Below are 16552 nucleotides of genomic sequence, written 5' to 3'. Positions count from 1 at the left end.
CGCAAAGGTTTTAGAAACCTTTGCGGTCTTCGTATATCAAATGAAAAATTAAGTAACTAAAAACAAGTCCCAAACCATTGAAAGTCTGGGCGATCTAACCTCTAAAGGCGCTGCGGTCTTACCTAAGAAACCGCCTTCAACTTCTTAATCGTGGATTTATTGAGGTGTTTTTCTGCGTAGTCTTTAGTGACTTTAAGTTCTTTCTCGTCACTGTCTGGCAGCTCAAACATCGCATCAGTTAAAATCGCCTCACAAAGAGAGCGAAGTCCTCTTGCGCCCAATTTGTATTCAATAGCTTTGTCTACAATATAATCCAATGCTCCATCACTAATGGTAAACTTAATTTCATCCATTTCAAACAACTTATTGTATTGTTTGATGATGGCATTCTTAGGTTCGGTTAAAATAGCTCTAAGGGTATTGCGATCCAACGGGTTCATGTGCGATAGCACAGGAAGTCGACCAATAATTTCTGGGATTAAGCCAAAATCTTTTAAATCCTTTGGGATAATATATTTAAGCAGATTATCGCGCTCTACCTTGTTATCACTAAGTGAGGCACTAAATCCAACCGCCTGCATATTTAACCGCTTGGAGATATGACGTTCAATTCCATCAAAAGCTCCACCGGCGATAAATAGAATATGCTCTGTATTGACTTCAATAAACTTTTGGTCAGGATGCTTTCTACCTCCTTTAGGTGGAACATTCACCGTGGTCCCTTCCAATAATTTTAATAACGCTTGTTGCACACCTTCTCCAGATACATCTCTGGTGATGGAGGGATTATCACTCTTACGCGCAATTTTATCAATTTCATCAATGAATACGATCCCGTGTTCAGCTTTTTCGACATTATAATCGGCAGCTTGCAAAAGACGCGTAAGTATACTTTCAACATCTTCGCCCACATAACCAGCTTCAGTTAACACGGTAGCATCAACAATGGCTAACGGCACGTTGAGCATTCTAGCAATAGTTTTGGCCATTAAGGTCTTACCAGTCCCGGTTTGACCCACCATGATGATATTGCTTTTCTGGATTTCAATATCATCGTTTGAATGAGGTTGCAGTAGTCGCTTATAGTGATTATATACGGCCACAGACATCACTTTTTTAGTGTAATCCTGCCCAATAATATACTCATCTAAAAAGGTTTTGATGGCTTTAGGCTTACGCAGCATAAACTCTGCACTAAGTTCTTTGGTCGAATCCTGTTTGGACTCTTCAATCACGATGCCGTGCGCCTGTTCAATACAACGATCACAAATGTGTGCGTCTAATCCTGCGATCAACAGATTTGTTTCGGCTTTTTTCCTTCCGCAAAAACTACATTCTAACTCTTCTTTCGCCATGTTTCCTTACATTTATTTTTCCGCGTCAGCGCAATAAACACACTAACTCATCAAAATATAATTTAATCTTTAGTTGCTGTCTCTTTTAAGTACTTCATCAATCATACCATATTCCAAGGCCTTGTCAGCTTTCATCCAATAGTCACGATCACTATCTTCATACACCTTGTCGTAGGTTTGCCCAGAGTGTTTAGCTATAATTTGATATAACTCTTCTTTAAGCGTTAAAATTTCTCTTGCCGTGATTTCAATATCACTGGCTTGACCTTGTGCACCGCCTAAAGGCTGATGAATCATTACTCTACTATGTGGCAGTCCGGATCGTTTTCCTTTTTGACCGGCGCATAGTAATACAGCTCCCATTGAAGCCGCCATTCCTGTGCAAATGGTAGCGACATCTGGCTTGATAAACTGCATCGTGTCATAAATACCTAATCCTGCATAAACACTTCCGCCAGGAGAGTTGATATAAATCTGTATGTCTTTAGAAGCGTCTGTACTTTCTAAAAATAACAACTGCGCTTGCACGATATTTGCTACCTGATCGTTAATTGCCGTTCCTAAAAAAATGATACGATCCATCATTAGTCGAGAGAAAACATCAAAAATTGCAATATTCATTTGACGTTCTTCAATAATATTAGGCGTTAGCCCTACCGGAGTCATGCTAGAGATGATATCCTGATAATAATTACTGTTAATGCCATGATGTTTGGTGGCATACTTTTCAAATTCTTTTCCGTAGTCCATAGAGTACTTTTACTGTACGTTATTGTATAATGTAAAAAGGCGTCAACACAAGGTTGAACGCCTAAATATACGTATTTAATCAAAGATAGGCTTACTTGTAAACTTCCTTAACAAAATCTTCGTAGTTGAGCTTTTTTGCTTTAAGTTTCGCATTTTCTTTATAAAAATCCAACAGCTTTTGGCTGGTCAATTGTTCAGAAATACGTTTAGTTTCTTCTTGATTAGAGAGAACCCGTGCCGCGATATTTTCAATATCTTCGTCACTTGGGTCCATCTGACCAAATTGAGCCATCTGCGCTTTGACACGATCTTTTGCAAAGTCCTTTACTTCATCAAAGGTTACCTGAAGATTATTTTCATTGATCAATTTAGCTTCAATCAATTGATAACGAATGGCCTTTTCACTTTTTTCAAATTCTTCTTTAGCTTCTTCTTCGGTCAATTCTTTTTCTCCGGTTACACGTAACCATTTTTGAAGGAATTCTGCCGGTAAATCAAACGAGTTTTTTTCAATGATAGCTTCAGTTACATCATTGAGCAGTTGCTGATCGCTTTGTTGTTGAAACTGTTGTTCAGCGTCTTCTTTTAGTTTTGTTTTAAGTTCAGTAACAGATTTCACTACATCCTTGCCAAAAAGCTTATCAAAAAGTTCTTGGTCTAAATCAGCCGGTTCCTGAGCATTAACTTCTTTAATTTCGATATGAAGTTTGTCCTTAAGATTGTGCGCTGCATCATGTTCAACTTTCAAAAAGGTAGTCAAGTCATGGGTGTCTTCAAAAATGTCCTGAGCTTTAAGTTCTAAGGTGTCACCCACTTTAGCGCCTAAAAATGACTTTAATCCTTTTTTCTCCTTTAAACGAGAGGTCTCAAAAGAAGCCGTCTCATTGATGTTGTGTTCTTCATTAGTGAAGGTGGCAGAGATCATATCACCTTTTTCTACGGTGTCTTTAGCGATAAGTTTACCGTATTGCTTTTGGATGTTTTGAATCTGCTTGTTGATCGTTTCTTCATCAGCCTCGATCTGGTAATGCGTGATGGCTTTTTTTGTTTTTAGGTCAACGTCAAACTGTGGAGCCAGTCCTAATTCAAACTGAAACTCATAATTTTCGGTATCCCAATCAAAATTATCCTGCTCTACGGGCAGCGGATTCCCAAGAACATCTAATTTTTCTTCAACCAAATAGTTGGTCAGTGCATCTTGAAGTAACTTATTTACCTCATCTACTAAAACGGCTTTTCCATACTGTCTCTTCACCATTCCCATAGGAACATGACCTTTTCTAAAACCCGGAATATTAGCTGTTTTGCGGTAATCGCTTAAGATTTTGTCTACTTTATTGCTGTAGTCTTTCTTTTCAATATTGACATTTACTATGGCGTTGAGATCGTCAATGTTTTCTCTGGTAATGTTCATGAATTCAGCTGCTAAAAATTAGGGTGCAAAAGTAAGCTTTATTTCACTGCCTGCCAACTTTTTATGAGGCTCTAAATACGTGGCTCATAATCTTATTTCTTATCCAAAAAAGAATAGAGAATCGATTGAAATAGGGAGAGTAGTAAGCTGAAAATGATCGCAATAAACCAACCACTTACGGCGAAGCCATCAACAAAGGAGTCTGCTATAAATATGATGATCGCATTGATGATCAGTAAAAAGAGACCTAGTGTAACGATCGTGATCGGCAAAGTGAGAATGACTAAAATAGGTTTTACGATCAACCGAAGCAATGCCAACACCACGGCAACAATTATTGCACTTAAATAACCATCTACCGTAACTCCCGGAAGAAGTTTTGCCAAAATAACCACGGCTACTGCGGTGAGTAAAAGCTTAAGGATCGTATTCATAGATTTCAAAAATAAAAAAAGCCTCCCATGTGGGAGGCGTTTTAAGAAAATCTTAATCTAGTTGAAATCCTTAGTTATTTGTTACCTGAACTGTTGGATAGTTTCCTATATCTACTCCGGGTAGGTTTGAATTATAGGTGGCATTAATTTCATCTATGATAAGATTTGCGATCAGTGCATATCCTCTTGGTGTTGGGTGAACACCATCTAAGGAGAATCCACCACCAGCAACGAATTGGGACGTGATAGTTGTGCCATTAGAGGTTACTCCGCCATTAGCTACTTGCTGTAAAATTGCTCTTGCATCTACAAATCCAAGACCATTTGCCTCAGCCAGTCCTTGGATAGTCGCATTGTAAGAAGCTTGTGCTACAGCGATTTCTTCTTGTTCATCTTCTGTAAGAACATTTTCATCAGATAGTGGTACTGAAACTCCATTAACTAACGTAGGGTCATTATTAACTAAGGTACCTAATATACCGGCAGCTGAAAGGGGAATAAGATCGGCAGATGTTGCCTGTCTCACTTGACCAAGGGTAGCAGCGGTAACAGGGTCTAAATTAAATGGAGGTCCCTGTAATATTGCAGAGATATCTGTTAAAGACTCATCTTGAATAGTCACAAAATTTTGTCCCTCATTGAAGAATACTTGTCGATCCTCGGCTTCTTCAGCAGAGATAATCCCAAATTGCACCAAGCCTGGAAGTATTTGCGTATTATACAGGCCAAAATTTTGATTTAAGAAATCGGCCGTAGCACCGTCTAACGGAATTGCATTTACAGGTACCGTAGTAAAAAATGGAATAGACGTTACATCTGGTAAATTAACTAAAACTCCGCCGGCTCCATTGGCAGTTAGCGTATTTACCATTTGACTATATACGCCTGCAAATAGGGTTGGATCAGTGATATCGTTCGTACCATACGTAGTTGCATCAGGATTTCCGGTTTGATCCTCACCGTCTCCTCCAGAGGTTGCGTAACCAAGAATATCATTATTTCCTATCCATAAGGTAAAGAATGAAGGATCTTGAGCGGCGGCATCGCCTAATACAGTGGCATCTGGCGATGAAGCAAAACGTGCGTAATACGGATTAGCTGTTCCGGTTGGAACTCCTGCTACATTACCGTATCCCGGGGCTACTAAATGAAAACTTTTTGCCCCTGGCACACCAACATTATTAAATGATCCTGAAAGAGTTGTGCCTACCTCTGTAGAGGGTTGTCCTTCTAAACGCACCGGTCCTAGGGGTGTAGTAGCGTCCTCAAACGCCAGAACAAAACGATTTTCAGCAATCTGCTGCCCTTGTAAAAGTAATCCGCCAAGATTGTCTTCCATTAAAGGTTGAGTAAATTCTCCACCACCAGCTAACGCAAATTGGCCAGAAAGAATATTAGGATACGAGTTTTCTTGCCCTGTGATGTACAATGCTCCATCGGCATATCCTGCGGTAAGTGAATTTCCTACTGCTACAAAATTAGACAGATCTGCTTCACCACTGGTGTAAACATCACCATCTTCTATCGAATTTTCAAATTCTGGTTCACACGCCACAAATCCTAGTGTGACAAATGCAATATAAGAGATATATTTTTTCATAATATTTTTTTAGAAATTAAAGGATACCCCTAAGCCCGGGATGAATGCACTTGATTTATAGGTTCCTTCAAAAGGGACTTGCTGACCATTTTCAACATAGAAATCGTATGACGCATCAATCTCTTCAAATCTTAAATATAAAAAAGCTGCGTCAATGGCGATATGGTCTGTTACATTAAAGGTGAGTCCACCTGTATATCCATTAGAATCGTTACGTGGTGTTTCAGGAGCAAAAAAGCCTGCTTGCACGGGAGATTCGTCGAAGTAATATCCCGCTCTAAGCGTCAATTTGTCTAAGGCTTGATATTGCAATCCAAATCTAAAGGTATTGGAATTTTTATAGTTTCTTACATTTTCTGAATCTGGAATGGATTCATCTGCAAAATCAATGTCCAAAGAATTATATACATCCCAAAAAGCTCTGTTATAGTCAAACGAGAATAACCACTTGTCATACTCATAGGATGCTCCAACGGTAAATTCTGCAGGTAAGGGTAAAGAAGCGTCAAAAGTAGTGTCTGCAAATGGAGTAGCTGGTGAATTTGGAATATTCTCAAAATCAGCGTCGCCATCCTCTGCATCTAGAATAATTTCACTGCGGTAATTAACTCCCAATCTAAATCCATCAAAAGGATTAAACATAAAACTACCAGACCATCCCCAAGCATTTACACCACTAGCATCGATGGTTACGTTAGAACGATTACCATCTAAATCGGTAAGTGTTCTGTTTAAATTTCGGTTAAAGTTTACACTACCAGTAACATAAATGGGTCCACCACCAATACTAAAGTAATCAGATAGCTTTAATGATACTAAAGGCTGGATAAATATAGCAGCTAACTCAATGTTGTTTACCAAATGCGATCCTGCCCAGTCATCTTCCCATTCTACAGAACTACCATAAGGAGTATATACTGCAACACCGGCTGTTAACCAATCAGTAACTTGATAAGAAGCATATAAATAGAGTGGAGTTCCAACAGGGCTATCTGTTTGTGCAGATTGGCCAAATGCTTCATTTTGCCAAACCACATCGCTAAATACAGCGTTGGCTCCAACGGCAACATTTAGCTTATTTTCTAGATAGACCAATCCTGCCGGATTGAAAAATGCCAGTTCTGCATTATTCACCACGGCAACACCCGTGTGACCCATCGCTAAGGCACGTTGACCTTGTGTACTTACACGATATCCCCCGGCAAAAACCGTAGCGGTGGCCAAAAGGATGATAGTGCTGAGTAAAACCTTTTTCATCATTGTTTATTTAATTAAAAGTGTGTTAACGTTATATTAACGCGAAAATAGCACAAAATATGATGTTTGCAATGTTCAGCTTAAAAATAGTATGCATACATAATAAAATGTGGATTTAGGTAATAAATTCTAATACTGCGCCATAAAAATCAGCTCTATTTTCGGCATGCACCCAGTGACCAGCTTTTGAGATAGATATAAGTTGACTCTGCGGGAATTGTCGTGCGATGCTTAGTTTGTCTGTAGTAGTTATGTAGTCAGACTTTTCTCCCTTGATAAATAAGGTAGGCTTATTGAAAACAATGTGTTGATCAAGAGGTTTTCCAATTTCATCTATGTTAGGTAATATGGCATTCAGGTTTAAACGTAAACCCAATTTTTCTCTTTCTTCCCAATATAAATTCTTTAATAAAAATTGACGTATCCCCAGATCAGGTACGTCTGTTGAAAGTGCCTTATCTGCATCACCTCTGGTTTTAAGCGTAGTAAAATCTAATGATGATAAGCCTTTTAAAATTTGTTGATGATGTTGTGGATATGCTCTGGGAGCTATATCTACGATGATAAGCTTTTGTATTAAATCTGGAACCGCTGCTGCCACGTTCATTGCGGTTTTACCTCCCATAGAATGTCCCATTAAGATAACATCATTTATTTCATGATGCTCGCAGTAGGAGATCACATCTGTTGCCATCACCTCGTAATTAAAAACATTGTTTCTAAAACTGCGTCCATGATTACGCGAATCCAGTAAATGAACTTGAAAACCCTCTTTGGCGAACATATTGGCGAGTGTTTTCCAGTTATCGCCCATGCCTAAAAAGCCGTGTAGGATGAGAAGTGGTTGACCGGCGCCAATAACTTTTGCATGTAAAATCATGAATTCAATTTGCTTAAGTATTGCTCAATCACTGTGGGTAAGCCTTGATAAATAGCTTCGGTAATCAGTGCATGCCCTATAGACACTTCAGCAAGGTGAGGAACATTCTGTTTAAAGAATTCAATATTTTTTAATGATAAATCATGTCCTGCATTTACTCCCAGATTTAACTCATGAGCCAGTCGCGCGCAAGTTGCGTAGGCATTGATCGCTTGTTCATTTCCTAAGCTGTACTGATGTGCAAAATCTTCGGTATATAATTCGATGCGATCTGCGCCGGTTTGAGCTGCTCCCTTGATCATTTCTTCAACCGGATCTACAAATATAGAGACGCGAATATTTTTCAGCTTAAATTGTTGAATAACCTCTTTTAGGAAATCCAAATGTCTCACGGTATCCCATCCCGCATTTGACGTAATAGCATCAACGGAATCTGGTACTAAGGTCACCTGTGTAGGACGTATGTCTAATACCAAGTCAATAAATTTTTTAATAGGATTACCTTCAATGTTATATTCAGTGAACACAACGTTTTTTAAATCATACGCATCCTGATATCTAATGTGGCGCTCATCTGGTCTGGGATGTATGGTTATTCCATGGGCTCCAAAATCCTGAATGTCTTTTGCTGCCTGGACTACATTAGGATAATTCCCGCCTCTCGCATTTCGCAATGTGGCTATTTTATTAATGTTGACACTGAGTTTAGTCATGACCAGGTTGATTTTTGACGTAAAAATACGATGTAATCTATGAACGCGTGTGCTCAAATTTGATTAATTTGCAGCAAAATAGTCTCCCTATGACCGTAGAGCGTTTTGTAATAAATGATATAGGTTTACAGCCTATCGGCGGAAAAATTGCTGATCTCAAAGGATATTTTGATGAGTTAACCTATTCACATATTCCTGTAGAGGATAATGATGTCTTTATTGGTTCAATCGCTGAAAATGATGTGCGCTGTTTTGACAGCGATAAAACTCTTGCGGAATATCGTTATAATATAGAGCGTTTTTATGTAAGAAATACAGACAATTGGTTGGATGTGTTAGAAGCATTTGCTAAGAATAATACCAATGTAATGCCGGTGTTAGATGGACATAATGTTTATGTGGGTTACGTAGAGCTAGGAGATGTGATCAGTATGTTTAATGAAACTCCTTTTTTAAGCGAGGGCGGAGCCATCATTGTTGTAGAGAAAGGATACGCCGATTTTTCCTTTAGTGAGATCAGCCAAATTGTAGAATCCAATGGCGCCAAAATCTTTGGAATGTTTATTAGTAAAATTGAAAATGATGTTGTACAAGTGACTCTCAAGCTAGGAGCGGGAGGGATCAATGAAATTTTACAATCGTTTAGACGATATAATTATAACGTGGAGTCTAGTCATCAAGAAGACACCTTTTACGAAAACTTAAAGGACAGGTCTAGGTATCTTCAAAAATACCTCAATATATAGGATGAAAGTAGCTATTTATGGTCAGTTTTATGATAAGAATTCTGGAGCATATATTCAGGATCTCTTAAGGGCGCTTAAGGAGAATAGAATTGAAGCGGTTGTCGAAGAGCAATTCTTACATCTGATCAAGGAAAATGAAAAGATAAGCCAGGAGTTCACAGGGTTGTCTACATTTACTCAATTGGACAATAGTTTTGACTTATTTTTTAGCATTGGTGGCGATGGGACGATATTGCGATCTGTAACCTATATAAGAGATCTGGATATTCCCATTGTGGGAATAAATGCAGGCAGGTTAGGTTTTCTCGCTACTGTTCAAAAGGATGAGATAGATGCGACCATTGCGTGCATATTAAATAGAGAATATACTCTTTCTAGACGATCATTGCTGTCATTTGACACTTCAGATGAAATTCCAATGGATATTAATTTTGCCCTTAACGAGATTGCTGTAAGTCGCAAGAACACCACAGCCATGATCACCATTGAAGTTTGGCTTAATGGAGAATATTTGAACGCTTATTGGGCAGATGGATTAATCGTAGCAACACCTACCGGCTCAACCGGATATTCCCTTAGTTGTGGTGGACCGGTTATGGCTCCAGATGTTCAAAATTTTGTAATTACACCCATTGCACCACATAATCTAAATGCGCGACCATTAGTAATCAATGATACTACAGAGATTAAATTGAAAATTTCGGGAAGAGAAGATAGTTATTTGTTATCGATGGATTCGCGTACAGCAACGCTTAAAAGTGAAAGGACCATAACACTCAAAAAAGCTCCTTTTAAAATTAATCTCGCCCAGTTAAATAATGATAGTTTCATTAAGACCATACGCAAAAAACTGCTTTGGGGAGAAGATAAGCGTAATCTTCAACAATAAATAAACATACATTTTGTTTACTTTTTTGACAAAAAGAGCTTAATGCTCTTATGTGAAAACTTAATTGTTATATTTGCAAACTTTGAAAATCTATGCAGTACGCAAAGGTAATCGTATTAGTTTTATTGAGCTGGTTGGGGTCTTATGCACAGACCTACGAAATTGGGGCTTTTGTTGGAGGATCAAACCTGATAGGTGATGTTGGTTCAACGACTTATATTAACCCTAATTCCTTAGCTGGCGGGTTGCTGTTCAAGTGGAATAGGAGTCCGCGACATTCCTTTAGATTTTCATTGATAAGAACAAACTTAACAGCAGATGACGCAAATGCAGATGATAATAGAAGAAATGAGCGTGGTTATGCCATTGATAATATGTTAACCGAAGCCTCTCTTGGATTAGAGTTTAATTTTTGGGAGTTCGATTTACATAAATCCGGCACTCAATTTACACCGTATTTATACTCAGGTGTATCCTATTTTATGGCAAGTACATATCAAGTAGAAAATGAAGTACTGGTTGAGGGAAGTACAGATCGAAATTTCGCCATCCCAATGGTATTTGGGGTGAAAGGACGAATTTTTAATCACGTTGTATTAGGGGCAGAAATAGGCGCGCGTTATACGTTTACAGATGGATTAGACGGGAGTGATACATCGGCTACTACAATGAATGATATTCCATTATCCTTTGGGAATCCAAATACAAAGGATTGGTTCATGTTTACTGGGATTACGTTAACGTATACCTTTGGACGTAAGCCATGTAATTGTGTGTTTTAATGAAAGAAAAGCGTGATATAGACCAACATTTACTTCCTAAGCATATTGCTGTGATCATGGACGGTAACGGTCGTTGGGCTAAAAAACAAGGGCTTTTTAGAGTAGCCGGTCACGAAAAAGGAACAAAGTCTGTGCGTGAAGTGGTAGAAGGCTGTGCAGAAATAGGTATTGACTTTTTGACCTTATATGCTTTCTCTACAGAAAACTGGAACCGACCTAAGTTTGAAGTTGAAAAGCTAATGAATTTACTCATCTCAAGCTTAAAGAAGGAATTACCTACCCTGCAAGAGAACAAGATAAAATTGCATGCTATCGGTAGTATTGAAAGTCTTCCAAAAAAAGCTAAGAAGGAATTAGATGAGGTTATTCAAAAAACCAAATCTAATCATAATATGACACTAACCCTTGCGCTAAGTTATGGTTCAAGAGAAGAAATGACAAAAGCGGTACAGCGTATTTGCGAAAAAGTAAAAAAAAATGAATTGGAGGTGAATAATGTCACAGAGGATATTATTACTCGTCATTTGTATACCAAAGATCTACCCGATGTAGATCTTTTAATACGAACCAGCGGTGAGCAACGCATTAGTAATTTTTTACTATGGCAGATTGCTTACGCTGAATTATATTTTACTGAGGTTTTATGGCCTGATTTTACAAGAGATCACTTAGTAGAAGCAATAAAAAATTATCAAAAAAGAGAACGAAGATTTGGAAAAACGAGTGAACAGCTTGGTAACTAATTTAATCCAAAGTAGACTAGTTATTTTGATAGCGTGTGTGTTAATAAACACGGTATCTTTCGCACAAGAAAAAGACCTTTCAATTGCTGATGGTAAAAAATATACGATAGGAGAAATATCGGTCACAGGAAGCAACAACTACAATGAAAAAACAGTCATTGCGTTTACCGGACTAAAACAAGGTCAGGAAATCTATTTTCCCGGGGTTGAATTAAGTAAAGTCATCAATAAACTGTGGGATTTAGGCCTTTTTAGTGATATTAATATATATATCAATAGTGTTGAAGGAAACACAGCTAATATTGAGATTGAGATCGTTGAGGTTCCAGAGCTGGCTGAAGTTCGAGTTCAAGGCATTAAAAAGAAGAAAGGAGAGGAAGTTATTGAAAATAATAAACTCTTAAAAGGCGCTAAAGTAACCGAAAATCTCATCGCTACTACCCGAAGCAACATTCTATCTACCAACAGAGAAAAAGGATATTTCAATACGAAAGTCATTATCAATACGATCCCTGTAAAAGACACCATATCTAAGAACAGAGTAAATATGGTGGTAAATATCGATAAAGGAGATCGTGTAAAAATCGATGACATCGAGATAACCGGAAATGAAAAATTCTCTGATGCGCGTGTAAAGCGCCAAATGAAGAATACAAAAGAAAAATTCCTTCCACGTTTTTGGAAACGCTCAAAGTACATTGAAAGTGAGTATGAAGAGGATAAAGAGGCAATCATTACAAAATATAAGGAGGTTGGTTATCGCGATGCGAGAATCGTATCAGACTCATTGGTCATAAAAGATGAGAACAGTATCGCCTTAAAAATCGATTTAGAAGAAGGAGATCGCTACTATTTTGGAGATATTGATTTTATTGGGAATAGTGTCTATTCAGATCAACAGTTAAAAAGCATCCTCTCCATTAAAAAGGGGGATATCTATAACGGGACATTATTACAAAAGAGAATTGCAGATCCAACGAAACCAGATGGCCTTGACATCACCAACTTATATAATAATAATGGGTATTTAACCGCGCGAGTAAACCCTGTCGAAACTAAAATCTATAATGACACCATAGATTTTGAAATTAGAATTGTTGAAGGAAAAGAATTCTATTTTGATCATGTGGAGGTACTAGGTAATGACCGTACCAATGATCATGTAATCTACCGAAACTTAAGAACCAAACCGGGTCAAAAATACAGTAAAGATTTAATTATACGATCTGTACGTGAACTAGGGCAAACCGGATTTTTTGATCCTGAGTTACTGGCACCAGATCTCAAAAATGTAGATCAAAATAACGGGACGGTAGACTTAGAGTACGTAGTTTCAGAACAGGGATCCAGTAGAATTGAACTACAAGGAGGATTTGGAGCAGGTGGATTTGTAGGAACATTAGGATTGGCCTTTAGTAACTTTTCACTCAAAGGGATTTTTGATAAAGATGCCTATAAACCTTTACCTATGGGAGATGGGCAAACAATGTCGCTTAGAGCTCAGGCAAGTAACTTCTTCCAAACCTACAGCCTTTCATTTGTTGAGCCTTGGTTGGGAGGTAAAAAACCCATTAGTTTTTCGACATCGTTCTCGCATACGGTGCAGTTTCAGTTTAATAATTTAACCAGAGATATTGATCGCGATAGTAAATTTACAATTACGGGGATCAATGTAGGTTTAGGAAAACAGCTTCAGATTCCAGATGATTTCTTCTCAGTCAGTGGCGCTATAGGTTTCCAACAGTATAACCTGGAGAATTTTAGTACGCGATTATTTCAATTCCCAAATGGATATTCGAATAACCTAACGTTCACAATTGGTTTAAGAAGAAGTAACAAAGGTGTTAATCCCATTTTTCCTACACGTGGATCAGAATTTAATATAACGGCAAAATTTACTCCACCCTGGTCATCTTTTGATGATACAGATTATGGAGCTTTGGCGGCAGAGCGTGAGGCTTTGCTAGATGAAGATGTTATTGATACAGATCGTTTGGCAGAGATCGATCAGGAGCGTTTTAGATGGTTAGAATATTACAAGATAAAATTTAATGCCGATTGGTATAATACCTTAGTGGGGGATTTAGTGCTGAGAACTAACACAGAATTTGGATTTCTTGGAGCATATAACAATGATAGGGGAGAAATTCCTTTTGAGCGTTTTTTCTTAGGAGGTGCTGCATTAGGGGCAAGAACGCTGGATGGACGCGAGAATATTCAATTGAGGGGTTATGAGGACAATTCTTTATTTCCAGAATCACGCGTAGGTGATGCCAGCGCAGGAACAGATGGAGCAACGATTTATAACAAATTTTCGTTAGAGCTGCGCTATCCTATTACGTTAAAACCTGCCGCATCAATCTGGGCACAGGCATTTGCAGAGGGTGGAGCAACCTTTGATAATTTTAGGGACTTTAATCCCTTTGGGGTCAATCGATCAGCTGGTGCAGGATTGCGTATCTTTATGCAGGCCTTTGGTTTAATCGGTATTGATTTTGGATACGGTTTTGATCCGGCTCCAGGTCAGGTTGGTCCAAATGGATGGGAAACGCATTTTATCATTGGACAACAATTCTAGGTTTGGCATGATATTTTCTAATGCTTGTATTAAAGAGAATAAACTGCCCGGTAAAAGCGTTTGGGATTTAATCTAATGTTGTAAAATAGACATCATGAAACGAATAGGTAGTTTTTTAATTTTAGTGATAGTTCTTTGTAATATTCACGTGAGCAAAGCGCAACGTGGGATGAAAATTGGATACATTGATATGGAGTACATCCTGCAAAATGTACCAGAGTATCAGGAAGCCAATATTCAGCTTGACCAAAAAGTACAGCGGTGGAAAAATGACATTGATAAGAAAATGGCAGAAATTGAGGATATGAAAACTGACCTCAAAAACGAAAAGCCTTTGCTTACACCAACGCTCATTGAAGAGCGACAGGAAGAAATTGATATTTTAGAGGACGCAATGTTCAAATATCAGCAAGATCGATTTGGACCCACGGGAGATTTAATGATCCAAAAAAGGCAGTTGGTTCAACCTGTACAGGATCAGGTATTTGCTGCGGTACAGGATCTAGGGCTAAATAAAAAATTTGATTTTATCTTTGACCGGTCAGATGTGTCAATGTTATATTCTAATGACCGTCATGATATAAGCGATCAGATTTTAAAGAAAATACAGCGTACATCAAAACAAAATCAGGCTACGGCTAAAAAAGATGATGAAAGCGAAGATGAAGATGATTACAAGTCTGTTGCAGAAGCCGAAGCAGATGAAAACAAAGAACAAGAGCGTCAACAAAAAGAAAAAGATCGTCAAGCATTAATTGCAGAGCGCACAAGAAAAAGAGATTCGACACGCCAGGCAAAACAAGCTGCTTTTGAGGCAAGAAGGGATTCCATCTTGGCTGCACGTCAAAAGCGAAGAGATTCAATTCTTGAAGCGAGAAAAAAGAAAAATGAAGAACCCGATGGGGGCAACTAATACAATTTTATAATAACAAAACCCAAGATTAATTTAATTTTACAATGAGAAATTTTAAAACCCTTTTAGCCGTTGCAATATTCATGATAGGAGCGGCATTTACAACAAATGCACAATCTAAAGTAGCGCATATTGCTTCACAGGAACTTATCGAAGCTATGCCCGGCTATAAGCAGGCAATGAGCGATCTTGAAAAGCTTCAAAAGACCTACCAAGAAGATTATAATGGGATGTTAAAAGAAGCACAAGGTACCATGCAACGCTATGAGGCAGAAGCTGCTACTAAAACTGACGAAGAAAATGCTAAGCGTATGCAGGAAATGCAAGAAACTCAGCGTCGTATTCAAGAGAGAGGTATGGCAATTCAGCAGGACTTAAAGAAAAAAGAAGTTGAGTTACTCAAGCCGGTCTATGAAAAGGCACGCGTAGCTGTTCAAAAAGTAGCAAGAGCTAAAGGATATGACTACGTACTTGATTCAACCACAGGTACAGGTGTTATCCTTGCAGATGGGTATGATCTTATGGCAGATGTCAAAAAAGAATTAGGATTCTAGAGAATGTACCTTTATAGTATAAAGGCGGTGCTTGATAAGTACCGCTTTTTTTATGTCTTTTGATTATTTTTGTAAATATGCAAGCAAATGCACCCATCGGGATGTTCGATTCTGGAGTTGGAGGAACATCCATCTTTAAAGAGGTGCATCACTTACTTCCCTATGAGCAGATTATTTATTTGGCAGATAGTAAAAATGCCCCTTACGGGGAAAAATCCCGTCAAGCCATCATCGATCTGAGCATTAAAAACACAGAGTTCTTGCTTGAGAAAGGCTGTAAGATTATCGTTGTGCCGTGTAATACCGCGACCACAAATGCAATTTCTACCCTCCGGAAGAGGTACAATGTCCCTTTTATTGGGATAGAACCTGCAATCAAACCCGCGGCCCTAGGTTCTAAAAGTAAGGTCATTGGTGTTCTGGCCACAAAGGGTACGCTGGCCAGCGATCTTTTTCAGGAGACCTCATCGATTTACACAAAAGATATAATGGTGGTAGAAGTTATTGGGAAAGGATTGGTTCAACTCATTGAAGAAGGCAAGAAAGATAGCGATGAGGTACATGCACTTCTTTTAACATTGCTTCAGCCTATGCTAAAGGCAAATATTGATTATTTGGTATTAGGGTGTAGCCATTATCCCTATTTAATTCCGCAGTTATTAAAAATCCTACCGGCTTCGGTCAAAATTATTGACTCCGGAGCAGCAGTTGCAAATCAGACTAAAGCAGTATTGGAGCAAAAAAAAATACGCGCAACTTTACCCCAATCTTCGTCTGAATTTTATTCAAACGCAAACCCAAAAGTACTCTGTGATCTTATCCAAGCAAAAGAAAATAACTTTGTTTGTGAAAAAATATCCTTTTAATTTTATCACATCATATCTTATTTATAATTAATTGAAAATAAGTCAATTAACAGATAGTTCAAGAATAGTCTAATTGTT

The 16552-nt window shown here is 38.2% G+C and carries 16 protein-coding genes; 8 read left to right on the top strand and 8 right to left on the bottom strand.

All coding sequences use genetic code 11. From position 1 onward, the window contains the following. Window positions 1–122 precede the first annotated feature (122 nt). The 8 genes from clpX to ABD000_RS02985 all read right to left on the bottom strand — a co-directional run bounded on the left by clpX (window position 123) and on the right by ABD000_RS02985 (window position 8403). Entirely contained in the window at window positions 123–1355 is a 1233-nt protein-coding gene (gene clpX, locus ABD000_RS03020; RefSeq protein WP_343763636.1) for an ATP-dependent Clp protease ATP-binding subunit ClpX, read from the bottom strand. 69 nt (window positions 1356–1424) lie between these two features. Next, on the bottom strand, window positions 1425–2105 hold the full coding sequence (gene clpP, locus ABD000_RS03015; RefSeq protein WP_343763633.1) for an ATP-dependent Clp endopeptidase proteolytic subunit ClpP: 681 nt from the start codon (window positions 2103–2105) through the stop codon (window positions 1425–1427). 91 nt (window positions 2106–2196) lie between these two features. Then, the gene (gene tig / locus ABD000_RS03010) at window positions 2197–3519 is read right to left on the bottom strand and encodes a trigger factor (RefSeq protein ID WP_343763631.1); all 1323 of its coding nucleotides are present in this window, start codon (window positions 3517–3519) and stop codon (window positions 2197–2199) included. A 92-nt stretch (window positions 3520–3611) separates the two neighbouring features. Then, entirely contained in the window at window positions 3612–3953 is a 342-nt protein-coding gene (locus ABD000_RS03005; RefSeq protein WP_343763629.1) for a phage holin family protein, read from the bottom strand. 70 nt (window positions 3954–4023) lie between these two features. Further along, entirely contained in the window at window positions 4024–5553 is a 1530-nt protein-coding gene (locus tag ABD000_RS03000) for a G-D-S-L family lipolytic protein (RefSeq protein ID WP_343763627.1), read from the bottom strand. Between the two features lie 9 nt (window positions 5554–5562). Next, complete coding sequence (locus tag ABD000_RS02995) at window positions 5563–6810, bottom strand: OmpP1/FadL family transporter (protein WP_343763625.1); 1248 nt, start codon at window positions 6808–6810, stop codon at window positions 5563–5565. 115 nt (window positions 6811–6925) lie between these two features. Then, window positions 6926–7690, bottom strand: coding sequence for an alpha/beta fold hydrolase (locus ABD000_RS02990; RefSeq protein WP_343763623.1), 765 nt, complete (start codon window positions 7688–7690; stop codon window positions 6926–6928). Next, window positions 7687–8403 (bottom strand): pyridoxine 5'-phosphate synthase, encoded by a 717-nt coding sequence (locus ABD000_RS02985; protein ID WP_343763620.1) that lies wholly within the window; start codon window positions 8401–8403, stop codon window positions 7687–7689. The genes ABD000_RS02990 and ABD000_RS02985 overlap by 4 nt, the downstream gene beginning before the upstream one ends. Before the next feature lie 89 nt (window positions 8404–8492). On the opposite strand from ABD000_RS02985, the gene ABD000_RS02980 reads away from it, so the two are divergent. The 8 genes from ABD000_RS02980 (at window position 8493) to murI (ending at window position 16474) form a co-directional block, all read left to right on the top strand. After that, a complete protein-coding gene (locus ABD000_RS02980; RefSeq protein ID WP_343763616.1) occupies window positions 8493–9149 on the top strand; it encodes a CBS domain-containing protein in 657 nt (218 codons plus the stop codon). A gap of 1 nt (window position 9150) precedes the next feature. Beyond that, on the top strand, window positions 9151–10038 hold the full coding sequence (locus ABD000_RS02975) for an NAD kinase (protein ID WP_343763613.1): 888 nt from the start codon (window positions 9151–9153) through the stop codon (window positions 10036–10038). Between the two features lie 92 nt (window positions 10039–10130). Next, entirely contained in the window at window positions 10131–10820 is a 690-nt protein-coding gene (gene porG / locus ABD000_RS02970; RefSeq protein WP_343763611.1) for a type IX secretion system protein PorG, read from the top strand. Then, window positions 10820–11563, top strand: coding sequence for an undecaprenyl pyrophosphate synthase (uppS, locus tag ABD000_RS02965; protein ID WP_343763609.1), 744 nt, complete (start codon window positions 10820–10822; stop codon window positions 11561–11563). Before porG ends, uppS begins: the two co-directional genes overlap by 1 nt. Continuing rightward, the gene (locus ABD000_RS02960; RefSeq protein ID WP_425545344.1) at window positions 11532–14141 is read left to right on the top strand and encodes a BamA/OMP85 family outer membrane protein; all 2610 of its coding nucleotides are present in this window, start codon (window positions 11532–11534) and stop codon (window positions 14139–14141) included. Before uppS ends, ABD000_RS02960 begins: the two co-directional genes overlap by 32 nt. Window positions 14142–14235: 94 nt before the next feature. Next, the gene (locus ABD000_RS02955) at window positions 14236–15054 is read left to right on the top strand and encodes an OmpH/Skp family outer membrane protein (RefSeq protein ID WP_343763605.1); all 819 of its coding nucleotides are present in this window, start codon (window positions 14236–14238) and stop codon (window positions 15052–15054) included. 44 nt (window positions 15055–15098) lie between these two features. After that, on the top strand, window positions 15099–15608 hold the full coding sequence (locus ABD000_RS02950; protein ID WP_343763603.1) for an OmpH/Skp family outer membrane protein: 510 nt from the start codon (window positions 15099–15101) through the stop codon (window positions 15606–15608). Window positions 15609–15685: 77 nt separating this feature from the next. Continuing rightward, a complete protein-coding gene (murI, locus tag ABD000_RS02945) occupies window positions 15686–16474 on the top strand; it encodes a glutamate racemase (RefSeq protein WP_343763601.1) in 789 nt (262 codons plus the stop codon). The last annotated feature ends 78 nt before the right edge of the window (window positions 16475–16552 follow it).

The sequence above is a fragment of the Gangjinia marincola genome (genome assembly GCF_039523415.1).
Lineage (GTDB): Bacteria > Bacteroidota > Bacteroidia > Flavobacteriales > Flavobacteriaceae > Gangjinia > Gangjinia marincola.
This window is presented reverse-complemented; position numbering and strand designations above follow the sequence as displayed.

Excerpts from the sequence above, each read along its gene's own strand:
- ABD000_RS02955 (WP_343763605.1), top strand. The coding sequence starts at position 14,236 with ATGAAACGAATAGGTAGTTTTTTAATTTTAGTGATAGTTCTTTGTAAT.
- tig (WP_343763631.1), bottom strand. The coding sequence starts at position 3,519 with ATGAACATTACCAGAGAAAACATTGACGATCTCAACGCCATAGTAAAT.
- uppS (WP_343763609.1), top strand. The coding sequence starts at position 10,820 with ATGAAAGAAAAGCGTGATATAGACCAACATTTACTTCCTAAGCATATT.
- ABD000_RS02985 (WP_343763620.1), bottom strand. The coding sequence starts at position 8,403 with ATGACTAAACTCAGTGTCAACATTAATAAAATAGCCACATTGCGAAAT.
- murI (WP_343763601.1), top strand. The coding sequence starts at position 15,686 with ATGCAAGCAAATGCACCCATCGGGATGTTCGATTCTGGAGTTGGAGGA.
- ABD000_RS02995 (WP_343763625.1), bottom strand. The coding sequence starts at position 6,810 with ATGAAAAAGGTTTTACTCAGCACTATCATCCTTTTGGCCACCGCTACG.
- ABD000_RS03000 (WP_343763627.1), bottom strand. The coding sequence starts at position 5,553 with ATGAAAAAATATATCTCTTATATTGCATTTGTCACACTAGGATTTGTG.
- clpX (WP_343763636.1), bottom strand. The coding sequence starts at position 1,355 with ATGGCGAAAGAAGAGTTAGAATGTAGTTTTTGCGGAAGGAAAAAAGCC.
- ABD000_RS02950 (WP_343763603.1), top strand. The coding sequence starts at position 15,099 with ATGAGAAATTTTAAAACCCTTTTAGCCGTTGCAATATTCATGATAGGA.
- clpP (WP_343763633.1), bottom strand. The coding sequence starts at position 2,105 with ATGGACTACGGAAAAGAATTTGAAAAGTATGCCACCAAACATCATGGC.
- porG (WP_343763611.1), top strand. The coding sequence starts at position 10,131 with ATGCAGTACGCAAAGGTAATCGTATTAGTTTTATTGAGCTGGTTGGGG.
- ABD000_RS02990 (WP_343763623.1), bottom strand. The coding sequence starts at position 7,690 with ATGATTTTACATGCAAAAGTTATTGGCGCCGGTCAACCACTTCTCATC.
- ABD000_RS02975 (WP_343763613.1), top strand. The coding sequence starts at position 9,151 with ATGAAAGTAGCTATTTATGGTCAGTTTTATGATAAGAATTCTGGAGCA.
- ABD000_RS02980 (WP_343763616.1), top strand. The coding sequence starts at position 8,493 with ATGACCGTAGAGCGTTTTGTAATAAATGATATAGGTTTACAGCCTATC.
- ABD000_RS03005 (WP_343763629.1), bottom strand. The coding sequence starts at position 3,953 with ATGAATACGATCCTTAAGCTTTTACTCACCGCAGTAGCCGTGGTTATT.